The organism is Streptomyces sp. WM4235 (genome assembly GCF_001279725.1).
GTDB lineage: Bacteria > Actinomycetota > Actinomycetes > Streptomycetales > Streptomycetaceae > Streptomyces.
Window position 1 is genome coordinate 19,803 of the sequence record NZ_LGDE01000436.1, and the last position, 25,194, is coordinate 44,996.

19 protein-coding genes and 1 pseudogene are annotated in these 25,194 nt (G+C 72.9%); 6 read left to right on the forward strand and 14 right to left on the reverse strand.

From position 1 onward, the window contains the following. Window positions 1-2 precede the first annotated feature (2 nt). Window positions 3-295, forward strand: a pseudogene (locus ADK55_RS40780) (hypothetical protein); the annotation flags it as partial. Between the two features lie 7 nt (window positions 296-302). Here the strand turns inward: ADK55_RS40780 and pcrA are convergent. Together pcrA and ADK55_RS27770 are read right to left on the reverse strand one after the other, a co-directional pair. After that, entirely contained in the window at window positions 303-2,870 is a 2,568-nt protein-coding gene (gene pcrA / locus ADK55_RS27765; RefSeq protein ID WP_053682560.1) for a DNA helicase PcrA, read from the reverse strand. Window positions 2,871-3,039: 169 nt separating this feature from the next. Beyond that, window positions 3,040-3,375 (reverse strand): ArsR/SmtB family transcription factor, encoded by a 336-nt coding sequence (locus tag ADK55_RS27770; protein WP_053682561.1) that lies wholly within the window; start codon window positions 3,373-3,375, stop codon window positions 3,040-3,042. A gap of 100 nt (window positions 3,376-3,475) precedes the next feature. Here ADK55_RS27770 and ADK55_RS27775 point away from each other — a divergent pair, with 100 nt between their 5' ends. Then, window positions 3,476-3,829 (forward strand): hypothetical protein, encoded by a 354-nt coding sequence (locus ADK55_RS27775; protein WP_053682663.1) that lies wholly within the window; start codon window positions 3,476-3,478, stop codon window positions 3,827-3,829. 98 nt (window positions 3,830-3,927) lie between these two features. After that, the gene (locus ADK55_RS27780) at window positions 3,928-5,004 is read left to right on the forward strand and encodes a C40 family peptidase (protein WP_053682562.1); all 1,077 of its coding nucleotides are present in this window, start codon (window positions 3,928-3,930) and stop codon (window positions 5,002-5,004) included. 18 nt (window positions 5,005-5,022) lie between these two features. Here ADK55_RS27780 and ADK55_RS27785 read toward each other — a convergent pair whose 3' ends face one another. From ADK55_RS27785 to ADK55_RS27795, 3 genes are all read right to left on the reverse strand, one after another. Beyond that, on the reverse strand, window positions 5,023-6,138 hold the full coding sequence (locus ADK55_RS27785; RefSeq protein ID WP_053682563.1) for an alpha/beta hydrolase: 1,116 nt from the start codon (window positions 6,136-6,138) through the stop codon (window positions 5,023-5,025). Window positions 6,139-6,227: 89 nt separating this feature from the next. Then, window positions 6,228-6,947, reverse strand: coding sequence for a LuxR C-terminal-related transcriptional regulator (locus tag ADK55_RS27790; RefSeq protein ID WP_053682564.1), 720 nt, complete (start codon window positions 6,945-6,947; stop codon window positions 6,228-6,230). After that, the gene (locus ADK55_RS27795; RefSeq protein ID WP_053682664.1) at window positions 6,944-8,248 is read right to left on the reverse strand and encodes an ATP-binding protein; all 1,305 of its coding nucleotides are present in this window, start codon (window positions 8,246-8,248) and stop codon (window positions 6,944-6,946) included. The genes ADK55_RS27790 and ADK55_RS27795 overlap by 4 nt, the downstream gene beginning before the upstream one ends. 131 nt (window positions 8,249-8,379) lie before the next feature. Here ADK55_RS27795 and ADK55_RS27800 point away from each other — a divergent pair, with 131 nt between their 5' ends. Together ADK55_RS27800 and ADK55_RS27805 are read left to right on the forward strand one after the other, a co-directional pair. Beyond that, complete coding sequence (locus tag ADK55_RS27800; protein WP_053682565.1) at window positions 8,380-9,666, forward strand: PspC domain-containing protein; 1,287 nt, start codon at window positions 8,380-8,382, stop codon at window positions 9,664-9,666. Beyond that, window positions 9,653-9,877, forward strand: coding sequence for a hypothetical protein (locus ADK55_RS27805; RefSeq protein ID WP_053682566.1), 225 nt, complete (start codon window positions 9,653-9,655; stop codon window positions 9,875-9,877). The genes ADK55_RS27800 and ADK55_RS27805 overlap by 14 nt, the downstream gene beginning before the upstream one ends. Here ADK55_RS27805 and ADK55_RS27810 read toward each other — a convergent pair. From ADK55_RS27810 to guaA, 4 genes are all read right to left on the reverse strand, one after another. Next, complete coding sequence (locus ADK55_RS27810) at window positions 9,823-10,326, reverse strand: DoxX family membrane protein (RefSeq protein ID WP_053682567.1); 504 nt, start codon at window positions 10,324-10,326, stop codon at window positions 9,823-9,825. The two genes, ADK55_RS27805 and ADK55_RS27810, sit on opposite strands and share 55 nt — an antisense overlap. A gap of 42 nt (window positions 10,327-10,368) precedes the next feature. Beyond that, a complete protein-coding gene (locus ADK55_RS27815) occupies window positions 10,369-11,634 on the reverse strand; it encodes a hypothetical protein (protein ID WP_199826644.1) in 1,266 nt (421 codons plus the stop codon). A gap of 116 nt (window positions 11,635-11,750) precedes the next feature. Beyond that, complete coding sequence (locus tag ADK55_RS27820) at window positions 11,751-12,548, reverse strand: class II aldolase/adducin family protein (RefSeq protein WP_053682569.1); 798 nt, start codon at window positions 12,546-12,548, stop codon at window positions 11,751-11,753. 127 nt (window positions 12,549-12,675) lie between these two features. After that, a complete protein-coding gene (gene guaA / locus ADK55_RS27825; RefSeq protein ID WP_053682570.1) occupies window positions 12,676-14,262 on the reverse strand; it encodes a glutamine-hydrolyzing GMP synthase in 1,587 nt (528 codons plus the stop codon). A gap of 296 nt (window positions 14,263-14,558) precedes the next feature. Here guaA and ADK55_RS27830 point away from each other — a divergent pair, with 296 nt between their 5' ends. Further along, window positions 14,559-14,816, forward strand: a complete 258-nt coding sequence (locus ADK55_RS27830; RefSeq protein WP_053682571.1) for a chorismate mutase — start codon at window positions 14,559-14,561, stop codon at window positions 14,814-14,816. A gap of 346 nt (window positions 14,817-15,162) precedes the next feature. Here the strand turns inward: ADK55_RS27830 and ADK55_RS27835 are convergent, their stop codons facing one another. The 5 genes from ADK55_RS27835 to ADK55_RS27855 form a co-directional block, all read right to left on the reverse strand. After that, entirely contained in the window at window positions 15,163-16,821 is a 1,659-nt protein-coding gene (locus ADK55_RS27835; protein WP_053682572.1) for a hypothetical protein, read from the reverse strand. A 189-nt stretch (window positions 16,822-17,010) separates the two neighbouring features. After that, window positions 17,011-18,792, reverse strand: coding sequence for a GMC family oxidoreductase N-terminal domain-containing protein (locus ADK55_RS27840; protein ID WP_053682573.1), 1,782 nt, complete (start codon window positions 18,790-18,792; stop codon window positions 17,011-17,013). 25 nt (window positions 18,793-18,817) lie between these two features. Continuing rightward, the gene (locus ADK55_RS27845; protein ID WP_053682574.1) at window positions 18,818-20,449 is read right to left on the reverse strand and encodes a succinic semialdehyde dehydrogenase; all 1,632 of its coding nucleotides are present in this window, start codon (window positions 20,447-20,449) and stop codon (window positions 18,818-18,820) included. A gap of 124 nt (window positions 20,450-20,573) precedes the next feature. Continuing rightward, window positions 20,574-22,229, reverse strand: coding sequence for a serine/threonine-protein kinase (locus ADK55_RS27850; protein WP_053682575.1), 1,656 nt, complete (start codon window positions 22,227-22,229; stop codon window positions 20,574-20,576). 125 nt (window positions 22,230-22,354) lie between these two features. Next, complete coding sequence (locus tag ADK55_RS27855) at window positions 22,355-25,111, reverse strand: protein kinase (protein WP_053682576.1); 2,757 nt, start codon at window positions 25,109-25,111, stop codon at window positions 22,355-22,357. Window positions 25,112-25,194: the final 83 nt, after the last annotated feature.

A 25,194-nucleotide genomic window follows, 5' to 3' on the forward strand; every position in this document is an offset into this window, starting at 1 on the left:
GCATGAACCTATATGCGCCCGACCTGATGCCACACCCTGGGCGACGGTGGGCCGACCGGGGAGGCACGTACAAGGATCCCGACCGTGAGCACCGCCGACGGCGCCGGGCGACCCACAACCGCTACGGCGGCGTACGGACCTGTTCGCGGCCCTGGGCCACTTCCCCCTCGACGGCACGGACCAAGCCGACCACAAGGAACAGGGCCGCATGATCCGCCGCTACATCGTCCGGCGAAACCGCCATGCCGACGACCGACGACCGCGCGCCGTCGTCGACAGGGCTCACGTTGCCTGATCCGGCGCTAGAGCTTCTGTACCGGCGCGTACCTCAGCAGCAGCCGCTTCGGCTTGTCGTCACCGAAGTCGATGGTGGCCTGGGCGTCCGCGCCGGCGCCCTTGACCTCCATGACCGTGCCCAGCCCGAACTGGTCGTGCGTGACCCGGTCCCCGACCACCAGCGTGATGACGGGCTTGTCGGAGGCGCGCCGCGTGGCGAACCCCGAGGGGCCCGACTTCGTGCGCGACGAGGACAGGAACGATTCCGGCGAGGTCCCGAACGAGCTCCTGGAACCGGAGCCGCCCGAGGAGCCCGAGCCGTAGCCCGAACTGCGCATCGGTCCGGCCAGCTTCTGGGTCGCGCCCGTGCGCTTCCACTGGAGGTACTCGGTCGGGATCTCCTCCAGGAAGCGTGACGGCGGGTTGTACGAGGGCGTGCCCCAGGCGCTGCGCATCGACGAGCGCGTCAGGTAGAGGCGCTCGCGCGCCCGGGTGATGCCGACGTACGCGAGGCGTCGCTCCTCTTCCAGTTCCTTGGTCTGTCCCAGCGCGCGCATGTGCGGGAAGACCCCGTCCTCCATGCCGGTCAGGAAGACCACCGGGAACTCCAGGCCCTTGGCGGTGTGCAGGGTCATCAAGGTGATGACGCCGCTGCCGTCGGTGTCCTCGTCGGGGATCTGGTCGGAGTCCGCGACGAGCGCGACCTGCTCCAGGAACTCGGCCAGCGTGCCGGGCCCGGGACCGGCCGCGGGGGCATCGGCGTCGGCGTCGGCGCCGCCCTCGGCACCCGCGTCGGCCGCCGGGGGCTGCGGGCCGGCCGCGCGGGCCTGCTCGAACTCCAGCGCCACCGCGGCGAGTTCCTGGAGGTTCTCGATCCGCGTCTCGTCCTGCGGGTCGGTCGAGGCCTGGAGCTCCGCGAGGTAGCCCGTCCGCTCCAGCACCGCTTCCAGCACCACCGCCGGGCCCGCGCCCGACTCCACGATGGTCCGCAGTTCCTCCATGAGCACGTTGAACCGCTTCACGGCGTTGGTCGAGCGCGCGGCCATGCCGAAGGCCTCGTCCACGCGCCGCAGCGCCTGCGGGAAGGTGATCTTCTCGCGCATCGCGAGGGCGTCGATCATCGCCTCGGCACGCTCGCCGATGCCGCGCTTGGGTACGTTCAGGATGCGGCGCAGGGGGACGTTGTCCTCCGGGTTCGCCAGGACGCGCAGGTACGCGAGGACGTCGCGGACCTCCTTGCGCTCGTAGAAGCGGACACCGCCGACGACCTTGTAGGGCAGGCCGACGCGGATGAAGATCTCCTCGAAGACACGCGACTGCGCGTTCGTGCGGTAGAAGATCGCGACGTCGCCCGCCTTGGCGTCGCCGGCGTCGGTCAGCCGGTCGATCTCGTCGGCGACGAACTGCGCCTCGTCGTGCTCGGTGTCCGAGACGTAGCCGGTGATGACCGCGCCGGTGCCGGCCTCGGTCCACAGGTTCTTCGCGCGGCGGTTCTCGTTGCGCTCGATGACGGCGTTGGCGGCGGACAGGATGGTCTGCGTGGAGCGGTAGTTCTGCTCCAGCAGGATCGTCGTCGCGTCCGCGTAGTCCTCCTCGAACTGGAGGATGTTGCGGATGGTCGCGCCGCGGAAGGCGTAGATCGACTGGTCGGCGTCGCCCACCACGCACAGCTCGGCGGGCGGCAGGTCCGGGTAGCCGGTGCCGACCAGCTCGCGCACCAGGGTGTACTGGGCGTGGTTGGTGTCCTGGTACTCGTCGACGAGGACGTGCCGGAAGCGGCGCCGGTAGTGCTCGGCGACCTCCGGGAACGCCTGGAGCAGGTGCACCGTGGTCATGATGATGTCGTCGAAGTCGAGGGCGTTGGCCTCGCGCAGCCGTCCCTGGTACATCGCGTACGCCTGGGCCAGCGTCTTCTCGAACCCGTCCGCCGCCTGGCCCGCGAACGCGTCCTCGTCGATGAGCTCGTTCTTGAGGTTCGAGATCTTGGCGTTGAAGGACTTCGGCGGGAACTTCTTCGGGTCCAGGTCCAGGTCGCGGCAGACGAGCGCCATCAGGCGCTTCGAGTCGGCCGCGTCGTAGATCGAGAACGAGGAGGTGAAGCCGAGGCGCTTCGACTCGCGGCGCAGGATGCGCACGCACGCGCTGTGGAACGTCGAGACCCACATGGCGTTCGCGCGCGGGCCCACCAGGCCCTCGACGCGTTCCTTCATCTCGCCGGCGGCCTTGTTGGTGAAGGTGATCGCCAGGATCTGCCCCGGGTGGACCCCGCGCGCGGCCAGCAGGTGGCCGATGCGGTGGGTCAGGACCCGGGTCTTGCCGGAGCCGGCGCCGGCCACGATGAGCAGTGGGGAACCCGCGTGGACCACGGCGGCGCGCTGCTCGGTGTTGAGTCCGTCCAGGAGCGCCGCCGGGTCGATGACGGGTTTGGGCGCCCCGTCGCGGTAGTGGGAGTCCCCGCTCATGGGTACGTCGAACCGGCCGCCGAAGAGGTCGTCCGCGCCCGCTTCCGGGGCGGCGTGATCCTCGGGCGGCGGCTGGACCTCGTCGGAGGGGGAGAGGTCCGCCAGGAAACTGTCGTCAAAGAGGCTGCTCATCGCCTTCCGAGTTTAGGGGGCCGGACCGACAGCCGGTCCCGGCCCCGAAAAATCGGCGGCATATGCCCGTATCCGGCCCGCCCGCACCCGGTCTGCCCGTGTCCGGACTGCCCGTGTCCGGCCGGTCCGGTCCGGGTCCGGTCCGGGTCCGGGCTCTTCCGGGGGCGGGTCAGCCCAGTACCAGCGCCAGCAGTCCGGGGAAGCGCAGCTCCAGGTCATCTCGCCGCAGGGCCAGGTAGAGCCGGCGCCCGGCGGGGCGGCGGGTGATCACTCCGCTCTCGTACAGCGTCTTGAGGTGGTGCGTGACGCTGGAGCGCGGCAGGTCGGGTACCACCTCGCCGCAGAACGCCTCCGAGCCCGAGGCGAGCCTGCGCACGATCTCCAGCCGGACGGGATGTCCGAGCGCCGCGAGGACCTCGACGAGTTCCAGCCGGTCGACGTGCGGTCGGTCGACGTCGGGGTGGGCTGGTTCAGCGGCGGGGTCAGCGGCGGGAGTGGCGGCCATGTCCTCACTCTACGCAGGCCAGGACGGGTCTCGCCGGGCCCGCGCGGCCCTCGCCGACCTGCCGGATTCGGCGCGGGGGGCGCCCCGTACGCTCGACGGCATGGACGTATTGATCAAGGTCTTCGTCGGCCTGCACATCATCGGGATCGCCTCGCTCCTCGGCGGATTCCTCACCCAGATGAAGGCGATGGGGGCGGGCACCGCCCGCTTCGTCCCGGCGATGCTGCACGGCGCGCTGACCATGCTCGTGACCGGCGTGCTGCTGGTCGGCTTCCGGGAGATGGACGGCGGCACGATCAACCAGGTCAAGATAGGCGTGAAGCTCGCCGTCCTCTTCGTGATCCTGGCGCTGGTCTACGTGAAGCGGGACGAAGAGCGGGTGGACAAGGCCCTCTTCGGCGCGGTCGGCGGACTGACCATCGCCAATATCTTTATCGCCCTGCTCTGGCACTGACCGGTCAACTGCGGTCGATTCGGGTCATCTCGTCATCGGCCCGTTACCTTCAGGTTTAACGTCCTCCCCCAAGACCAACGGAAGGACGTGACGCCCCCGTGGCAAGTCATCGAAAGCCCAGGCAGCGCCCGCTCTCCGGCCCCGCCGTACGGACCGCGGCCACCACCCTCGCCCTCGCGGGCGCTGCCACCGCCACCGCCTTCGAAGGCGTCTCCCAGGCCGAGCCCCGTCAGACTCCCGCCCAGGTCGCGGCGGACGTGGACCGGCTCTACGAGGAGGCCGAGGCGGCGACCGAGCGGTACAACGGGGCGAAGGAGAAGGCCGACGAGGCCGAACGGGAGCTGACCGGCCTGCGTGACGAGGCCGCGCGCCGGACGGACCGGCTCAACACCGCGCGCAGCGCGCTGGGTTCACTCGCCGCCGGCCAGTACCGCAGCGGGAGCCTGGGGCCCGCGGTCCAGCTGGCGATGGCCGAGGACCCGCAGGAGTACCTGGAGCGGGCCGCGTTCCTGAGCCGGACCGGCGACCGTACCGCGGCCGAGGTGGCCTCCGTACGGGCCCAGTTGGACCAGGTCGCGAAGGTGCGCGAGAAGGCCTCCGGGCGGCTGGCGGACCTGCGCGGGCGGCGGGACGAACTCGCCGAGACCAAGGCCCTCGTCGAGGGCAGGCTGGCCGGCGCCAAGCGCCTGCTGGCGAAGCTCACCGCGGAGGAGCGGGCGGCGTACGAGGCCCGCTCGGCGCCGAGCACCGTCACCGCCGCCGGCGCGCCGGCCGGCGCGGTGTCACCGGCCGGCCCGCGGACCACCGCGCCGGCGCCCGCCGACGGTTCGCGCGCCGCGCGGGCCATCGCCTTCGCGCACGGGGCGATCGGCAAGCCGTACGTCTGGGGCGCAACCGGGCCGGGTTCGTTCGACTGCTCGGGCCTGACGCAGGCCGCCTGGCGGGCCGCCGGGGTCTCGTTGCCCCGCACCACCTACACCCAGATCAACGCCGGGCGCCGGGTCGCCCGCGACCAACTCGCCCCGGGTGACCTGGTGTTCTTCTACTCCGGAGTGACGCACGTCGGCCTGTACATCGGGAACGGTCAGATGATCCACGCCCCGCGCCCCGGCTCGACGGTCCGGGTGGCCCCCGTGGACTCGATGCCCTGGGCGGGCGCCTCCCGACCCGCGTAGCCCCGGACCGGCGGGCTCCTACGGCGTCTTGACCTGCCGGCTGAGCCAGCCGAAGGTCTGCGGCAGCTGCTTGGACCAGGCTTCCAGGTTGTGGCCGCCGGTGATCTTCTCCGCGTGCACCGTCGTCGGGTTCTTCGCGAGGGCCTTGAGGTCCATCCCGGACAGGTAGCCGTCGTGCTCGGCGCCCGACATCCACAGCGCGACCGCCGGCGGCGCGGGCCGGGCCTTGAGCAGTTCCTTCAGGTTGTGGGTGCGGCGCAGCTCGGGGTCCTTGGCCACCAGCGAGCTGGGCTCCTGGCCCGGGTCGTTGTAGCCGGACAGGGAGACGGCCGCGCCGTAGCGGTCGGGGTGCAGGATCGCCAGCTTGGCGGCGCAGTACGCGCCGGCCGAGTAGCCGGCCACGCCCCAGTTCCGGGCCTCGTCCGAGGCCCGGAAGTTGTCGACGACCATCTTGCGGACGTCGACGCTGAACCAGCTGTCGGCGTTGACCTTGCCGGGGATGTTGGCGCAGCCGGTGTCGCCGTTGCCGAGCAGCATGGCGCGGGGCGAGACCAGGATGAACGGCCGCACCGTGCCGTTCCTCATCAGCGGTTCCAGCACCTCGTGCGCCTTGAGGCCCTGGAACCAGGACTTGCCCGTGCCCGGGATGCCGGGGATCAGTTCGACGACGGGGAACTTCCGGTCCTTGTGGGCGGGATCGTCGTACTGCGGCGGCAGCCACACCATGACGTCGCCCTTGACCCCGGAGATCTTCCCGTCGAGTTCGGTCGTGCGGACGCCACCGCCGACGCCCTCGACGGGTCGGAACTCCTGGCGGACCTTGGGCTCGCGGGCCACCTCGGCCGCCTTCGCTCCCCCGAGCCCGTCCGGGCCGAGGTCGGGGGCGGCCGTGACGTACTTCCCGGTGCCGAGCAGGTCGCCCCAGGAGGCGTAGAAGTTCTCCTCGCGGTTGACCGCGACGAACACCAGCGCGATGGCGGTGACCTGCGCGAAGACCACCATCAGGCCGCGGGTGGCGACGCGCACGACGGCGGGTCCGCGCGCCTTGCCCCACAGCAGCAGGGGCAGCAGCACGGCGATCACCGCGAGGGCGATCGCCGTCACGAAGAGGGGGGTCCCGGTCAGGCTCGTCACGCCGGCGAAGAGGCCCTCGGAACCTGTCCCGGTTCCCCTCCGCCGGTGCGTCGTCGATCACAGGGCCGCGGCCCGCGACCCTCTCGGGGTCACACCAGGCGGCGGGCCGTGGCCCAGCGGGTCAGCTCGTGCCGGTTGGAGAGCTGGAGCTTGCGCAGCACCGCCGAGACGTGGGATTCCACGGTCTTCACCGAGATGAAGAGCTGCTTGGCGATCTCCTTGTACGCGTAGCCGCGCGCGATCAGCCGCAACACCTCGCGCTCGCGCTGGGTGAGTCGGTCGAGGTCCTCGTCCACGGGCGGTGCGTCGGTGGAGGCGAAGGCGTCGAGCACGAAACCGGCGAGCCGGGGGGAGAACACCGCGTCCCCCTCCTGCACCCGGAAGATCGAGTTCACCAGGTCGGCGCCGGTGATGGTCTTGGTGACGTAGCCGCGCGCGCCGCCGCGGATGACCCCGATGACGTCCTCGGCGGCGTCCGACACCGACAGGGCCAGGAACCGCACCGGGTTCTCGGCGGCCGACATCAAGGGGGCGCAGCGCCGCAGCACCTCGACCCCGCCGCCACCGGGCAGGTGCACGTCGAGGAGCACCACCTCGGGGCGGGTGGCGGTGATGACGGTGACGGCCTGGTCCACGTCCGCGGCCTCGCCGACGACCTCGACGCCGGTCCGCGCGGTCTCGCCGATCTCGGCCTGTACGCCGGTGCGGAACATCCGGTGGTCGTCGACGAGCACCACCCGGACCCTCCCCGGGCCGGCGTCGGGGGCTCCCCCGGTCGGCGCGCCGGTGTTCGCGTTGTCCTCGGTCATGCTGCGTTCGCCGCCCTCTCCATCTCCAGCTCGACTTCCGTGCCGCCGTCGGGCGCGGACCGCAGCCGCGCGGTCCCGCCGTTGCGCTGCATCCGGCCGATGATCGATTCTCGTACGCCCATCCGGTCGTCCGGTACCGCGTCGATGTCGAATCCGGGGCCGCGGTCCCGTACGGACACGAACACGGTGCGGCCCTCGACCTCCGCGTACACCTGTACCGGTCCGCCCTCGCCACCGTACTTGGCGGCGTTGACCATCGCCTCGCGTGCGGCCTGGACCTGGGCGGACAGCTTCTCGTCGAGCGGGCAGTCGCCGACGACGACGACCTCGATGGGGACGCCGTGGTGGTCCTCGACCTCGGCGGCGGTCCGCTTCACGGCGTCGGCGAGCGTGGTGGGTTCCTCGGCCTCGTCCTTGCCGGTGCCCTCGGGCTTGTAGAGCCAGTTCCGCAGTTCCCGTTCCTGGGCGCGGGCGAGGCGGCGCACCTCTCCGACGTCCTCGGCGTTGCGTTGGATCAGGGTGAGGGTGTGCAGTACCGAGTCGTGGACGTGGGCGGCGACCTCGGCGCGTTCCTGGGCGCGGATGCGCATCAGGCGTTCCTCGGAGAGGTCCTGGGTCATCCGGATCAGCCAGGGGCCGGCGAGCAGGGCGACGCCGACGAGGACGGCGAGGGTGGCGGTGAGGACGTTGCCGAGTTGCGCGGCGGAGCCCCGTACGACGATGAACACGGTCAGGCCCACGCAGACCAGGGCCACCCCGGCGAGCGCCCTGGCCGCCTGGAGCAGTCGGCCGTGCCGTCCGGCGGCGGCGCTCCAGTGGGCGCGGCGGGCGTTGTCGGCCTGTCGCCAGACCAGCACCACGCCGGCGCCGACGAGCAGCGTGGGCCAGATGTAGCGGCCGTTGGTGCCGCCGACCCGGAGCTGGGAGAAGAAGATGCCGGCGCCCACGCACAGCGCGATCAGCGCGGTGACCTGCCCCTTGTCGGGTTTGCGCAGGCGCCGGCCGCCGTCGGGGAGGGTCTCGAAGTAGGAGCGGTGTCCGGTGCGGCCGCCGATGCCGAGCGGTACGAAGACCCAGAACGCGGCGTACAGCAGGATCCCGAGGCCGTCCCCCCACATGAACAGGCCGAGGAACGCGAGGCGGACCCAGACGACGGGCAGCCCGAGGTGCCCGGCGAGCCCGCGCGCGACCCCGCCGAGCATCCGGCCGTCGGCGCTGCGGTAGAGCTTGCGGTGCGGTGCCTCGGAGCCCGGCGGGGACTCCTGTACGTGCGGGATGCGGGGGGCGGCGGCTGCGGGCATGGCACTGATGGTCACACGGCCGGCGGGCGCGGGGCATCAGGGCAGCCCCCCACTTCGATCGGGGGGATATCAGGGTTGTCCCAGGGTCGGGCCGGATTCCTCGGGGGCCGACGGCCCGTCACCATGGACCCATGACCGAAGTACACGAGGCCCCTCCGGCGGATTCCGGGGCCCCCGCCCCTCCCGAACACCCTCCCCTGCGCCGCGGCAGGCGCGACAAGGTGCTCGCCGGCGTGTGCGCGGGCCTCGGCCGGTACTTCGACCTGGACCCGGTGGTGTTCCGGATCGTGCTGGCCGTCCTCGCGGTCACCGGTGGTGTCGGCCTGATCTTCTACGGGTTCGCCTGGCTGCTGCTCCCCCAGGACGGCGACGAGGAGTCCGAGGCGAAGAAGCTGCTGACGGGCCGGGTGGAGGGGGCGACCCTCGCGGCGTTGTTCGCGGCGCTGGTGGGCTGCGCGCTGTTCCTGACGATGGTGGACAACGGCGGGCTCGGGGTGTTCTCGATCCTGGTGATCCTGGCGCTCGGCGGGGCCTCGTACTGGTCCCGGCGGCGGTCGGGGGCCGCGCCGGAGGCGGAGACCCCCCCTGTGTCTCGGGCGGCGCCGCCGCCCGAGACGCAGGCGCCGCCCGCGCCCGGCAGCCCCTCCTGGTGGCGGGACCCGCTGGTCAAGGACGGTACGACCGGTCCGGTGGGGTCCACCGGGTACCTGTGGGGTCCGGCGGACGTGGACGCCCCCGCGGGCCGGGCGCCGAAGCCCGCCGCGCCGGTTTCCCGGGCGGTCGGGCGCGGTGGCATCGGCGGGCGGGTGTTCGTGCTGGCGCTGCTCGGCGGGGCCGCCGCCACCGCCTCGGTGTGGGAGGGCAGCACGCTCTCGCACGCCCTCACGGTCGGGCTGGCCGCCGCGCTGGCCGTCTTCGGGCTGGGGCTGGCCGTCAGTTCGGTCAAGGGCCGCACCGGTTTCGGCACCGTCCTGCTGTCCCTGATGACGGCCGGGCTCCTGGCGGGGGCGAGCGCGTTGCCGAAGGAGATCGGCACGGACTGGCGGGACGTCTCGTGGCGGCCCGCCGCGGTGGCCGACGTACGGCCCTCGTACGAGGCGGGCACCGGCCTGGCGACCTTGGACCTGAGCCGGCTGGACGTGCCGAAGGGCACCACGCTGTCCGTCCGGGCGTCCATCGACGCGGGCCGGCTGAAGGTGGTCGTGCCCCGCGAGGTCACGGCGCGGTCGGACATGACGGTCCGGTGGGGCGACCTGCGGCTGCCCGGCGAGAAGGGCGGGCAGGTGCGCATCAAGACCGGCGGCGAGCACCGGTCGCAGACGTTGCTCCCCGCCGCCGGCACCGAGGCCGGCGGAATGATCGAGCTGCACCTCGAAGCGGGTGTGGGACAGGTGGAGGTGGCCCGTGCGGCGTCATGAGTTCCAGCCGGGACGGCTGATCGCGGGCCTGGTCCTGCTCACCGCGGGCACGCTGCGCCTGCTGGACTCGGCCGGGGAGGTGGACCTGCCCTGGTTCGCCGTGGTCCCGATGGCCGCGGGCGGCCTCGCGCTCGCGGCCGTCGTCGGGGTGGTGACCTACGCGGTGCGGCGGGATCGGCGCGAGCGGATCGCGGAGTCCAACGACAGGTAGGGCGCCCCGGCGAGGATCAGCGGGGTACAGGCCATCAGGTAGATCAGGTCGTTGCCGTAGTAGTACGGGGTGACCGCCCAGGAGACCGTGAGCCACAGGCTGAGCGCGATCAACGCGCCGCCCAGGGCGGCGATCCGGGTCAGCAGTCCGGCCAGGAGTCCGAGGCCCACCAGGAGCTCGCCGACGGCCAGGGTGACGGCGAAGCCGACGGGCGCCTTGAGCGCCAGGTCCACCAGGGCGGGGATCGCGGAGGTGTCGCGGACCCCGCGCATGAGTTCGCCGATGGAGCCGTCGCCGCCGGCGGAGAGGAACGCGGAGTCGGTCAGCTTGTCCAGACCCGCGTACACGAAGGTCACGCCGAGGAAGATCCGCAGGGGGAGGAGGGCGTGCCGGGCGGCGAGTTCCCGCAGTCCGGGGGCGGCACCGGAAGGGACGTCAGTTCGGGTCACGCCGTCAGTTCGGGTCACGCCCCATGTCTACCGCGTCGCCGTTCACTCCGCCACGTCGATGCCGCAGCGGTTCGACTCCACTCCGGCGGCGGTCACCACCTGGACGTCGACGCGCCCCGGTTCCACCTCCGCCGGCACCGGTACGGTCAGCACCGCGTCGGACGGGTTGGTGAACCCGCCGGCCACCGGCACCAACGGCACGTGCACGTGCACCGTTCCGATCCGCACCACCAGCCGGGCCAGCATCTCCGGCGTCTGCGCGCCGGGCGGCACGAAGCCGACGCCCCGGATCTCGATGTCGTCCCCGGGGCGGATGGCCGAGTCCAGATCCCCGGGCTCCCGTCTGCGCACCACCGACAGCACCAACGGGCGGCTGCCCTCCGCGTACTTCGCCGCGAGGTACACGGCGGCCGACAGGGCCACCAGCAGGGCCAGCGCCCACGGCAGTCGGGGCAGCCGGTCGGGGAACCGGGCCAGCGACACCGCCGCGAAGGCCAGCACCACCGTGGAGACCAGCACGTACTGGGCGTCCGCGAAACTCCCCCGTCCCGCGTCGTCCGTCAGCAGGTCGGCGCCCGAGGGCCGGTCGGCGGGCAGCTTCTGGAGCCGCTGCCCCATGATCCGTACGGAGACCACCCGACGCACCAGCACCGCCACCCCCGACGTCAGCGCGAGCACCGCCAGCAATGGCAGCGCCCGCCCGAGCACCGGCCCCGCGTACAGGGCGTCGCGTTCGGGCCCCGGCGAGGAGACGGCGAGCCGCAGCGCGGGCAGCAGGACGGAGAAGGCGATCAGGACCAGCCAGGCGCTCGGCACGGCCTTGGAGGTGGACAGCCGGTTGTCCTCGCCGACCAGCGGGGCCAGCAGTCCGCCGCGCAGCGACTGGGCCCGGGACCCGACGGTGAGCAGCGCCACCAGCACCAGCGCGGCCAGCAGTCCGGCGGTGCGCGCCGACGACCAGCCGGCGCCCAGCGCGGTGCCGACCTGGACGAGCAGCAGCACCCCGGCGGCGATCCACAGGGCGAGGACGGCCCGCCGGGACAGCAGGTACAGCCAGGAGTGCCCGGCCTCGCGGCCCCGGTCGGCGACCGTGCGGGCGGACAGGGTCAGCTCGTCGGAGACCCACTGGCGGGAGGCGCCGGCGGATCGGGACACGGCGGCCGGGAGGCCTTGGCCGGCGGCGAACTCCTCGCGCTTCTCCAGGAAGGCGGCCACCGCCCGGCGGTGTCCCTCCCGGGCTCCGTGGGGGCAGTCGTCGCAGGTGCAGGTGCCACCGTGGGTACTTCTGGGGATCTCTTGGACAGCCACGTGCGTGCCGCCTCTCTGAACTCCGGTGCGATGCCAGCGAATTGTGCACCACTGCGGCAGTGCTCCGGATTGCGCACGATGTCAGAGCAGGTGATTAACCGTTCATGATGTTGACGTCACCCTTCCGGCGGCGCGGAACGGCCCTGCGGCGCGACGGTCTGCCAGAGCGGCTGGTAGCTCACCCAGGCCGCGAGGTCCGTCCCGAACCGCTCCCTGGTGGCGACCGCGGCGCGGTGGTCGACGGGCACCGGCTTCCCGGCCGCCCGGGCGATCAGCTGCACCTGCGCGGCCCGCTCCGCCGCGATGAACCACCAGGCCGCCGCGTCCACGGAGTCCCCGACCGTCAACAGCCCCTGGTTGCGCAGGATCAGCGCCTTGTACGGGCCGAGCGCGCGGCCGATCCGTTCGCCGTCACCGTCCCCGGCGTACTCGTCGAGGAGCGCGTGGTCCTCGTAGAAGGCGCAGGCCTCCCGGGTCACGGGAGCCAGCAGCTCGCCGAGGGCGGCCAACGCCCTGCCGTACGGGGCCTGCGTGCGCACCACCGCCACCACCTCGGGCCGGGCCCGGTGCACGGCCGCGTGCACGGCGAACGCCAGTTGGTTGACCCGCCGCTCCCCCACCAGCACCCGGCCGTCCGCGTCGACCAGCAGCAGGTCGTCGGCGCCCAGCCCGGCGAAGGCCCGGCCGAAGGGGTTCACCCAGTAGCGGTCCTCGAACTCGGGGTCGCGTGCGGTGACGTGCCCGCCGACCCCGTCCTCGTACCCGAGCCGCCCGAACAGGCGCAGCGCCCCGGCGAGCCGTTCCTTGCGGTGGGCGCGCTCGTCGGCCGGGTCCGGGTGCCGGGGCGGCAGCTCGAAGCGCAACCGGTCGGCGGGGACGGGTTCCAGGGCGGGCTGCTGGTCCGGCATGGCCACTCCTCGGTCGGCGTCGACTCGCGGCGCAAGGTACCGGCACCCTCCTGAACTGGCCAGGGGAACGCCGAAGCCGCCGCTCCCCGAGGGGAACGGCGGCTTCGTCAGGTCCGGCGGGGCCGGGTGGGGACTACTCCCACTCGATGGTGCCCGGGGGCTTGCTCGTGCAGTCCAGGACCACGCGGTTCACGTCCCGCACCTCGTTGGTGATGCGGGTCGAGATCCGGGCGAGCACCTCGTACGGCATGCGCGTCCAGTCGGCGGTCATCGCGTCCTCGGAGGAGACGGGGCGCAGCACGATCGGGTGGCCGTAGGTGCGGCCGTCGCCCTGGACGCCGACGCTGCGGACGTCCGCGAGCAGGACGACCGGGCACTGCCAGATCTCCCGGTCGAGGCCGGCGGCGGTCAGCTCGTGGCGGGCGATGGCGTCGGCCTCGCGGAGCAGGTCGAGCCGCTCCCTGGTGACCTCGCCGACGATGCGGATGCCGAGGCCGGGGCCGGGGAAGGGCTGGCGCTGGACGATCTCGTCCGGCAGGCCGAGCTCCTGGCCGACCATCCGGACCTCGTCCTTGAACAGCTGGCGCAGCGGCTCGACGAGTTCGAACTCGATGTCGTCGGGCAGGCCGCCGACGTTGTGGTGGGACTTGATGTTCGCGGTGCCGCTGCCGCCGCCGGACTCGACGACGTCCGGGTACAGGGTGCCCTGGACCAGGAAGGCCACCGCCGGGCCGTCCTCCTGGAGGATCTCCAGCTGGGCCTGCTCGAAGACGCGGATGAACTCGCGGCCGATGATCTTCCGCTTGGTCTCCGGGTCGGAGACGCCGGCCAGCGCGTTCAGGAAGCGCTCCTGCGCGTCGACGACCTTCAGCTGGACGCCGGTGGCCGCGACGAAGTCCTTCTCGACCTGCTCGGTCTCGCCCTTGCGCATCAGACCGTGGTCGACGTAGACGCAGGTGAGCTGCGAGCCGATGGCCTTCTGTACGAGCGCCGCCGCCACGGCGGAGTCCACGCCGCCGGAGAGGCCGCAGATGGCGCGCTTGTCGCCGACCTGCTCGCGGATGGCCGCGATCTGCTCCTCGACGATGTTGCCGGTGGTCCAGGTGGGGGCCAGGCCGGCGCCCCGGTAGAGGAAGTGCTCCAGGATCTGCTGGCCGTGCGTGGAGTGCATGACCTCGGGGTGGTACTGGACCCCGTACAGCTTCTTCTCGTCGTTCTCGAAGGCCGCGACCGGGACGACGTTCGTCGAGGCGGTGACGGTGAAGCCCTCGGGGGCGGCGGAGCAGGCGTCGCCGTGGGACATCCACACCGACTGGTTGTCGGGGGTGCCCTCGAAGAGGGTGGATCCCGACTTGGAGACGGCCAGCGGGGTGCGGCCGTACTCGCGGGCGCCGGTGTTGTCGACCTGACCGCCGAGGGTGACCGCCATCAGCTGGAAGCCGTAGCACATGCCGAAGACGGGGACGCCGGCCTCGAACAGGGCGCGGTCGATGGTGGGCGCACCCTCCTCGTACACCGAGGACGGGCCTCCGGACAGGATGATCGCCTTGGGGTTCTTGGCGAGCATCTCGGCCACGGGCATCGTGCCGGGCACGATCTCGCTGTAGACCCGGGCCTCGCGGACGCGACGGGCGATGAGCTGGGCGTACTGGGCACCGAAGTCGACGACGAGAACCGTGTCCGGGGCGCTGTCGTGGGCGGCGGTGTGTGCTTCAGGCACGGGCAGGCCTTCCGGCGGAAGAGGGTGTGTTTTGTCGATTCTAACGGGGGACGGGTGGGCCGTTTCGTCTCACCATCCGAACCCGTTTGGCCGGGAGCGGGGTGGAAGGTCATAATCCGTTCCATGCGCGAGCAGCTGAGCTTCCTCTTTACCTATGGCACCGGTCGGTCCGGTCGCCATGGGTCATCGTGATGCTCGCTTGAGCCGCTGACTTCCCAGAGCGCCCCGGTCCGACAGGACCGGGGCGCTCTGGCGTTCCCGCCCCTGTCGGGCCCCCACACCCACAGGAGAACCTCATGTCCGTCACCACCCCCGAGCAGCTCATCACCGACTCCCGTGAGCGGATCGATGCCATCGACGACCGGATCATCGGCCTGATCCAGGAGCGGATGGCCGTCTCGACGGTGATCCAGGACGCCCGGATCGGCTCGGGCGGCCGTCGGGTGCACCTGTCACGCGAGATGGAGGTGCTCTCGCACTGGAGCGATGCCCTCGGCAAGCCGGGCACCCAGCTCGCCATGACCCTGCTGGAGCTGTGCCGGGGCCGCGTCTGAGGCGGGCGCGGGGCGTGCGGGCCCGGTCGCGGGCGGGTGTTCGTCACTCGTCCGGACCGTGACCGGCCCGGGGAGTCCTCGTTGAGACGGTGTCCGCGCCGGCCAGGTGCGGGTCCGCACCACCACGCGTGGCTCTGCCGGAGCGATGAGACGTACGGCCCGACGGTCGTGCGTCGTGGGACCTCGCTCCTTCACGTGACCGGACGGCAGGGGACAGCGGTCCGGTCACCACGTGAGAAGACGGCCGGCCCGGGGGACGCCCCGGGCCGGCCGTCGTGCTGTGCCCTCGTGCTCTTGAGAAAGCCGCGCGTGTGCGAAAGCCGCGCGTGGAAAGCCGCGCCCGGACCTACGTGCGCGCGGGACCCCGGCGGCGGACCGCCACGTACAACGCGCCGCCCGCGGCGATCAGGGCCGCGGCGCCGAGCGCGATCGGGCCGGCGGTGACGCCGGTGGAGGCGAGGTTGCCGCTCCCGTGGGCGGTGGTGCCCGAGCCGGTGCCGGTGCCCTTGACGCCGGCGGCCGTGGCCGAGGCGCTCGCCGTCGGGGTCGCGGAGGCGCCCGGCGAGGGGGTGCCGGCGCTCGTGGAGGGGCGCGGGGTCGGGCGCGGGCCGGTGCCGTCGTCCTGGGCGTTCACCACGAGGACGGCCGTGTTGTTGGCGGGGTTCGGGTCGAAGGCGTGCGGCCTCGGCGCGGTCGCGCCCCAGTCGCCGACGGTGACGGAGCCCTTGGCGTTCACCAGGGTCTTCTCCACCTTGAGGTCGAACGGGTAGACGGCCCGCTGGTTCTCGCGGACCGTGTCGCCGAGTGCGCACACGTAGCGGGGCGCGCCGAGCTGCTCGGCGCGCTCGCCGCCGGTGGCGGTGGTGGCGGTGCAGCCGTCGGGCTTGCGGACGACCCGTACGCCGTCGGGCATCACGATGACGGTGCGGGCCGCCGAGTCGCCGGCGCGGGCGCCGCGGATCCAGGCCGGACCCTTGTTCTCGAAGGTGAACGCGGTCGTGAGGGTGTCGCCCGAGTCGCCTTCGAGGGACACGGCCGCCGTCGTGAAGTCGGCCGTGTTGCGGACGGCGAAGTCGAAGGTGCGCCGGTTGTCGCCGGGGTTCAGGTCGACGGCGCGCGCGCTCGCGGCGGCCTTCGCGGCCCGCTTGGCGACGCCCAGGCGCTTGCCCGTGGCCGTCTTGCCGTCCCACTGCGCGGCCTTCGGCTGGTCGCCGGCCGGGTGGATGCCGTAGCCGAGCCGGTCGCTGTAGGCGCTCTGGTTGGCCTTGACGTGCAGCGGGCTGTCCCCGGCGAGTTCGTAGGTCTCGCCCGGCTCGAAGTCCCCGTCGACCGAGCACAGGGCCGTGGTGATGTCCGCGACGGTGCGGGTGCGGCAGTTGTCGTACGCCTCCACGAGGCTCATGCCGCGCGTGGTCTCCAGCTCCAGCACCACGCCCCTGGCCGAGTGGGTGCCCGCGTTGGTGAACACGAGCGGCAGCGGCTGGCTCTCGCCGGGCCGCGGGTCGCGCTTGAGCGCCATCTCCCGCATGACGAGGTCCGGTCCGCCGACGGTGAGCTTCGTGGTGGTCGGGGTGACGGTGGCCCCGTCCGTCTTCCCCGTCACCGTGATCTCGCCGGTGTCGCCGTTCTTCGCGTTCTTGGCGGCGGCGACCAGCAGCTCGACGCGCGGCAGGGTGCCGCGCACGGTGCAGACGAGCGCGGTGGCGGCGACCGTGCACTTCTCCTTGGCGCCGTGCGCGTCCTCCCGGACCGTCGCGATGCCGGCGACCTTGGTCAGGTCGACGGTGAGGACGGCCTCCCCGCCGAAGCCGGCGCCGGTCCGGGGGACGTCGAGGGTGAAGACGAGCGACTCTTCCCTCGGGCTGCCGGTCGCCGGGGGCACCGGGAGCGGGAGGGCGGTGGGGCCGCTCACCGGGAAGGCGGGGTCCGCGGCGTGCGCGGGGGTGGTGGCCAGGCCCACGGCCACCAGGCCGCAGGCGGCCAGGAGGGAGATGCGCTTTCTCATGCCCCCGTTGACCGTCCGGGGTGCGGGGCGGTTGCCTCGTTGACCATGTGATGGACACCACAGCCCTGTCGGGCCGGTTCCGCTACAACCTTCCGGGGCGACCACCGGTCACTCATGTACATCGGCGGACACCGCGCTCGGAGGGGGAGCGCGGTGTCCGCCGATGTCGTACCCGGCCGGTATCCGGCCTCAGTGCTCCGGTTCCGGTTGCCTCGGAGGTATTTCCGGGACGGCGAGGAACGGCAGCCGCAGCGCGCCGAAGGCGTCCTTCGGGACGGCCGGGCGGACCGGTTCCACGGCCGAGAGCCGGACGTAACCGGAGCCCTGGGCGGGGCGCGGGTCCTCCTCGCCGTTGTTCGGCCAGTACGACATGGCCCGCTCGGCCTGCGCCGTGATCGTCAGCGACGGGTTGACCCCGAGGTTGGCGGAGACCGCCGAGCCGTCGACCACCGAGATGCCGGGGTGACCGTACAGCCGGTGGTACGGGTCGACGACTCCCTCGGCCGGGTTCTCGCCGATCGGGCAGCCGCCGAGGAAGTGCGCGGTCAGCGGGGTGCCCATCAGCTCGCCGACGTTGCTGCCCGCGAACCCGTTGATCTCCTCGGCGAGCAGGGTCGCCGCCTCGGTGGCCTCCGCGATCTGTACCGGGTTGGGGGCGCCGTGGCCCTGCCGGGCGGTCAGCAGGCCCTTTCCGATCCCGCCGGGCTTGCGGTACGTGGTGAGGGAGTTGTCCAGGGACTGCATGACGAGCCCGATGATCGTCCGCTCGGACCAGCGCCGGTTGGAGAGCGAGCGCGCCAGTTGCACGGGATGCCTGGCGGTCCGGGCGAACCAGGCCCGGACCCGGTGCTTGCCGTACGGCACCTGGAGGATGGTCATGAACCCCATGGCGTTGGAGCCCTTGCCGTAGCGGACGGGCTCGATGTGGGTGTTCGCGTCGGGGTGCACGGACGAGGTGATGGCCACCCCGTGGGTGAAGTCGGCACGGCGGCCCTCGCCGTGCCGCTTGCGGTAGCGCCGGTCGTCGGTCTGGGCGCCGACCAGGCCCTCGGAGTTGGTACGGGTCAGTTCCCCGAGCCGGTCCGAGAGCCGGGGCAGCTCGCCCCGGTCCTTCATCGTGTGCAGCAGGGTCTGGGTGCCGTACGTGCCGGCCGCGACGACCACGTACCGGGCGCGCAGCACCTTGGCCTTGCCGCGGCGGCGGTGGTCGGTGGGGACGGTGCGGACCCGGTGGCCGCCGTCGGGGTGCTCGGAGATCGCGGTGACGGTGGTCATGGGGTGGATGACGGCGCCGGCGCGCTCGGCGAGGTGCAGGTAGTTCTCGTTCAGGGTGTTCTTCGCGCCGTGCCGACACCCGGTCATGCACTCGCCGCACTCGGTGCACGCCTTGCGGGCGGGGCCCTTGCCGCCGAAGTAGGGATCGGCGACCTCCTCGCCGGCCCTGGCCCGCCGGCTGCCCTCGGCGTCCTCGCCGTCCCCGAAGAAGACGCCGACCGGGGCCATGTGGAAGGAGTCGGCGACGCCCATCCGTTCGGCCGCCGCCTTCAGGTGGACGTCCGAGGGGGTCGTCGTCGGGTTGAGCCGGACCCCCAGCATCCGCTTGGCCTGGTCGTAGTACGGGGCGAGTTCCTCGCGCCAGTCGGTGATGGAGGCCCACTGCCGGTCCTCGAAGAAGGCGGCGGGCGGCACGTAGAGGGTGTTGGCGTAGTTCAGCGAGCCGCCGCCCACCCCGGCGCCCGCGAGCACCATCACGTTGCCGAGCAGGTGGATCCGCTGGATGCCGTAGAGCCCGAGCGCCGGGGCCCACAGGTAGTTCCGCAGGTCCCAGCTGTTCTTCGGCAGGCTCTGGCGGGTGAAGCGGCGCCCTGCCTCCAGGACGCCGACCCGGTAGCCCTTCTCGGTGAGCCGCAGCGCCGAGACCGACCCCCCGAAGCCCGATCCGATGACGATCACGTCGTAGTCGTACGACACTGCGTTGCCTCCCGGGCGGTCGTGCCTAACGGAATCGGAGCGCCTTCATGACCTTCAGGCTGCGGGTCATGAACGCCGCGTACTTTTCGTCGTCCATGCCCAGCGAGGGGGCCATCGGGAGCAGCCGCTGGTGGGCGACGGTCTGCGCCTCGGTGTACTTGAGGATGCCCTCGGAGCCGTGCCGGCGGCCGAGGCCGGAGTCCTTCATGCCGCCCATGGGCGCCTGGGCGCTGCCGTAGGCCGGGGCGTAGCCCTCGTTGATGTTGACGGTGCCGGTGCGCAGGCGGGCGGCGACGGCGTGGCCGCGGCGCGCGTCCTTCGTCCAGACGCTGGAGTTGAGCCCGTACGAGGTGGCGTTGGCCTGCGCGACGGCCTCGTCCTCGTCGGTGAACCGGTAGATCGAGACGACCGGGCCGAAGGTCTCCTCGCCGCAGACCGCCATGGGGGTCTCGACGCCGTCGAGGATGGTGGGCTCGTAGAACAGCGGGCCGATGTCGGGGCGGGCGACGCCGCCCGCGACCAGGGTGGCGCCCTTGGCGACGGCCTCGTCCACGTGCCGTTGGACGGTCTCCAGCTGGCGTTCGCCGACGAGCGAGCCCATGTCGGCCCCGTACGCGAGGGAGTTGCCGAGCCTCATGGCCTTCGTGCGGGCGGCGAACCGCTCGACGAACGCGTCCGCGATCGACTCGTGGACGTAGAGCCGTTCGATGGAGATGCACAGCTGTCCCGCGGAGGAGAAGCAGGCGCGGACGGCGCCCGCCGCGGCCTTCTCCACGTCGGCGTCGCGCAGGACGAGCATGGCGTTCTTGCCGCCGAGTTCGAGGGTGACGCCGACGAGGCGGTCGGCCGCGCCCCGGGCGACCTCGCGGCCGGTACGGGTGGAGCCGGTGAACGAGACGTAGTCGGCGTGCCGGACCACCTCGGGGCCGACGACGGGGCCCTCGCCCAGGACGATCTGGAAGACCTCGGCGGGCAGACCGGCCTCGATCAGCAGGTCACGGGCCCACAGGGCGGTGAGCGCGGTCTCCGTGTCGGGCTTCATGACCACGGCGTTGCCGGCGACGAAGGCGGGCAGCGCGTCGCCGACGGACAGTTCGAGGGGGTAGTTCCAGGGGGCGATCTGGCCGACGACCCCGCGCGGCTGGCGCAGCTCGGTGACCTTGGTGAGGGTGGGGATGGCGCCGGTGTGGCCCTTGGGACGCAGGTACGAGGGCGCCTTGCGGCCGTAGTGGCGAGCGGCGACCGCGACGGCCTGCACCTCCTCGTGGGCGTGCAGCCGGGCCTTGCCGGTCTCCAGCTGGATCAGGTCGAGCACCTCGGCCTGCCGGGCCAGCACCAGGTCGTGGAAGCGCAGCAGCACGGCGGCCCGGCCGCGTGCGGAGACGGCGGCCCAGGCGGGCTGGGCGGCGCGGGCCCGGGCGAAGGCCTCGGCCACGTCCTCGGGCCCGGCCTCGGGCAGGTCCGCCAGTTCGTCCCCGGTGAAGGGGGTGTGGTTGGCGGTGCGACCGGATCCGATCACTCCGCGGGTCAGCCGGGCGACCAGGTCGGGGGTCACCACGTCGGCGGCGGTACGGGCGCCGGCCGGGGCGGCGGCCACCGGGTTGGTGGGCTGCGGTGCGGCGCGGAGGGGGGCGGCGGGGGCCTGCGAGTCCGTCATGGCGGTGAGCGTATTCCGCCTGCGGGCCTTTGGGTACCCGTGGGTAACCGGATTTTGACATTTCCGCCAGTGATCGCTGGCAGGATGGCCGGGCAAGGTGGCCGCACGGGCCCCCGGACCCCCGTCAGTCCGTCTTGGGCGGGGGCTGCCAGCCGCTGAGCACCGTGTCGAACTGCTGCCGGGTCTTCGCCCAGTCGGCGGCCGGGCTCGACATGTAGACCGCGTACTCGGTGTCGTCCGGGGCCACGTACATCTGCTCGATGGCCCGGCGCGGACCGGCGTGCGTGCCCTTCTCGGTCAGGGTGAACTCCCAGATCGCGGCGCGGACGGTGTCCCGGAAGCCGTTCTGCTCCAGCTTCTGCCGCTTGTAGTCCGACCGCTGCTTGAGCTGCTTCTCCAGGTCCAGCAGGTGCGTGTACGGGTTGTCGTAGTCCGGGGTCGGGTCGAAGGCGATCCGCACGAAGTGGTTGCCGTTGTCCGGGGTGTAGTCGATCTGCGTGCCGTTCATCTGGCGCTCCCAGCCCTCCGGGACGAAGAGCGTGAAGCCCGCCGGGTCGACGACCTTCTTCCAGCCCGCGGGCGGGGTGGCCGCCGCCTGCTGCTCGGCATCGTCGGGCTGACCCTGGTCGGGGGCGCTGACGTTCTTGTCCTCGCCCTCGGCCCTGCCCTCCGTGTACTTGAGGACCCCGAAGACCCCGCCGCCGCCGAGCAGCGCCGCGACCAGGGCCACGGCCGCCGCCCGCTTGATGCGGCCCGGGAACGGCACGGGGGCGGGGGCCGGGGGTGATTGCTCGGCGAGCACGGTCGTGCCGCCGGGTTCGCCGCCCGTCGGGGGCCGCGTCGGGGGCTCCTGGGCCGACTCCTCGCCCCCTCCCGCCTCCCGGGCGGCGGGGGACCGTTCCTCCGCGGTCATCGCACGCGTCGGGACGTACGCCTGGGCCGACTTCGGCTCCCGGCCCTCCATCGCCTCGATCAGCATCCGCTCGGCCTCCGACGCCGAGGGCCGCTCCGCGGGGTCCTTGCGCAGCAGGGCCGTGATGACGGGGCCGAGCGCCCCGGCCTGCCGCAGGGCGGGCGGCTCGTCGTTGACGACGGCCTGGAGACTGGAGATGGGCGAGGTGCGCCGGAACGGCGAGCGGGCCTCGACCGCGGTGTAGAGGGTGGCACCGAGCGACCACAGGTCCGAGGACGGGTCGGGGGCGCCGCCGGTGACCCGCTCGGGGGCCAGGTAGTCGATGGAGCCGACGAGTTCACCCGTGCGCGTGATGGACGAGTCGCCCTCGATCGCGGCGATGCCGAAGTCGGTGAGCAGGACCCGTCCGTCCTTGGCGAGCAGGACGTTGCCCGGCTTCACGTCCCGGTGCAGCACCCCGACGGCGTGTGCGGCCCGCAGGGCGCCCAGCACGTGCAACCCGATCCGGGCGGCCTCGCGGGGCTCGATGCGGCCCGCCGCCTTCGCCGCCTCGGCCAGGGAGGGCCCGTCGATGTACTCCATGACGATCCACGGGCGGTCGTCGTGCTCCAACACGTCGTGGACGGTCACGACCGCCGGATGCTGGATCCGGGCCGCGGCCCGGGCCTCCTTCTGCGTCCGGGCATGCATGACCTCCCGGTCGGCCTGGGCGACGTACAGACCTGCCGTCAGCTCCTTGACCGCCACGGTCCTGTGCAGCAACTCATCATGCGCGCGCCACACCTTGCCCATGCCGCCGCGGCCGATGGGCTCGACGAGCCTGTACCGGCTCGCGAGCACTGCACCCGCACCTGTCTGCTGTTCCACGAAACCTCGCCGCTCTGTGCACTTCGGGCCAGATTACGGAGCTTGCGCGCGATGCCGACACCGCGCGGGCGCGGTGAGACAGCACTGTGACGCAATCGCCGCATTGACATGCCGTCAGCGCTCTGTCAACCCCCTGGCTTGTAACTCCCCGTGGCCTTCTCGAAGACGTCGGTGACCCTTCCTTCCTCGTCCTGCGGTCCGGTCACCAGGACCACGTGGTAGACCCCACCCAACGCGACGACGAAGTTACGCGCAACGACGCTGCGTCCCGCCGAGTCGATCCACGTGTACCGGCCGGTGACCCGCACCTGTTGGCCCACCGTGGTCGACTTGACGTCCCCACCGCTCGCCCAACTGGAATTACGGTACGGGGACAATTCCGGCTCCTTGTCCTTCTGGTACGTGAGCGGGTCCGGCCTGCCGCCCTCGACCTTGTCCCGTCCCGGCACCACCGTCAACACGAATTGCCCATCCACGTACCGGACCTGGCCCGCCTCGTTGATGCCGCGCCGTTCCCAGCCGTCGGGAACCGCCATCTCGAAGTGCTCGGGGTCCTGTTGGGTGGTGTAGCCGGGCGGAGCGGGCACGGGCGCCTTGCTCTGCGAGGCGGGCTTGGACTCCGGGGTGCCCGAGGGCGTCCGCCCGGGGCCCTGGCCGGACGTGGGCGGCGCGCTGGAGACGGGGGGTCGGGGAGTGGCACCGTCCGGCTCCCCCTGCGCCCGCTGGTCCGCGGAGCGGGGCATGAACAGCAGGGCGTACCCCACCGCCGCCGCGAGTAACGCGAGGACGCCGACCAGCAGGGTTCGCCCGAGGGAACGCGGCTTGCGGCGCGGGGCCTCCGCGCTGCGGTGGCGACCGTGCACGTCACCGCGCCTGCGCACGACGGGCAGCCGCGTCGGGTCCGGGTCCGCCATCGGCAGCATCCCGAAGGCGCCGTCGGGTTCGGGAGCGGAGCGCACCAGCGAGCGCAGCCAGCCGCGCAGCTCCTCGAAGTCGGGTCGTTCGGTGGGGTCCTGGCGCAGCAGCGACTCGACGATCGGGCGCAGCGGACCGCATTCCTCGGCGAAGGCCGGGGGCTCGGAGCAGACCATCTCCACGAGGTCGGGGACGCTCTCCTCGGGGTACGGGGCGTGCCCCTGGACGGCGCGGTACAGGAGCGCGCCGAGCGCCCAGAGGTCGGTGGCGGGTCCGACGGGCGCGGCCAGTTGCCAGTGTCCGTGCACGGGGCCGGCCTGCTCGGGCGCCCAGCGCTCGGTGACTGCTCCCACGACGGCCATCCGGGTCTGCCGCGCGCGCTCGGCGTCCAGGCCGGTCCTGGGGCCACCGCCGCCGATGCGGGCGCCGGACCAGCCGTCGACGCCGACGGGCCGCGGGGCCGCCGGCGGGACCGGCTCGGGGACCGCGCGCGGGATCGGCCGCGGAGGTGCCGGGCGGGGCACGGCCACCCCGGTCCCGGGCCGAGGCTCGTCGGGCCGCACGACCGGGAAGGGGCCGGTGGGGTCCCGGGGTTCGGCTTGGCGGTACCCCTGGGGCAGGGCGAGCCGCGCGGGCAGCGCGGGCACGTTCACGGCGCCGGGTGACTCCGCGGTGTGCGCGACCCCCGGGGCGTGCTCCGGCTCGGGGTCCGGCGGGTACGCGGGCTCCGGTTCCGGGGTCGGCGCGTGCGCGGGCTCCGGCTCGGCGGCCGTGTCCTGGTCCGGCCGGCGGCGGGGGGTGGCCCCGTGCCAGGGCGCGGCCGGCGCGGCGGCCGGGCCCCCGTACGGGTACGAGTACCCCTGCGGCAGGTTCGAGCCCTCCGGGCGCGGCTCGGGTGCGGCGCCCGTGCCGGCCCTGCGTTCCTCCTCGACCTTGGCCGCGGCCGCCCGCGCGCCGGCCCGGTAGGCGGCGATGGTGCCGGCCCGCGCGGCGGCCTTGGCGTCGGGCCGCTCGGCGGAGGGGTCCGAGTCGGCCGCGGGACCCGCCTGGAGTGCCGGAAGCACCGGGATCGGGGGGCGTTCCGGGGTGATGTGGTCGGAGTACCGCGGCCCGGTGTCGTACCCCGGGGCCACCAGCGGGGCGTACTCGATGCCGGCGGACTCCCGCACGGGCGGAAGCGTCCGGGGTTCGGATCCGGCCTCGGACGCGGGCTCCGGGGCGACCGGCGGCCGGCCGGGTCCGGGGATCCGGCCGTACGGGTCGGTCGCCCGCGGACCGAAGTCGAACCCCCGGCGCGCGGTTTCCCGGCCCGACGGGTCCGGCGCCGGCCCTTGGCTCGCCGGGTACCGGTCGACCGGCTCGGACGCGGGGAGTTCCGTACCGATCCCGGCGCCCTCGGGCACCGGGTCGTATCCGCAGAGGGCCTCCTCCGCGGCGCCCGCCGCGAGCCCCGTCAGGACGACCCGGCCGTCATCGCATATCAACACGGTCCGGACGGTGATGTTGCGGTGGGTCCAGCCGTGCGCGTGCAGCACCCGCAGCGCGGTCAGGACGTCGGCGGCCACCTCCGCCGCCCGATAGGGGGTCAGCGGCTCCTCGGCGATCAGGGCCGCCAACGGCCGCGCGGGGACGAGTTCGCTGACGATCCACAGCGAACCGCCCTCCGCGAAGACGTCGAAGACCTGGTCGAGGCGCGCGTGGTCGGGTACCGAGGCGGCGGCCTGCGCCGCCGCGATGGCCCGGCGCACGGCCGGGAGTTCGCCGGACGACCGGCGCCCGGTCGCCGGACCGCGCGTCCCGTCCAGCAGCTCCGCGTCCACGATCTCCGGCAACGGCACCTGACGGACCAGGACTTCCTGACCGCTGCGCGTGTCGAAGGCCCGGGTCTCGACGGGCTCGTACTCGTCCGACGGCGGCAGCGGCAGACGGTATCGGTCGGACAGGATCCGACCCGCGTAGTCCTCCACATCGCCTCCCCCGAGTGCGGTACCACCCCATGGTTCCCGCGGACACGATACGTCGCCCGGGGCGCCCGCGTCCCGGGCCTGGC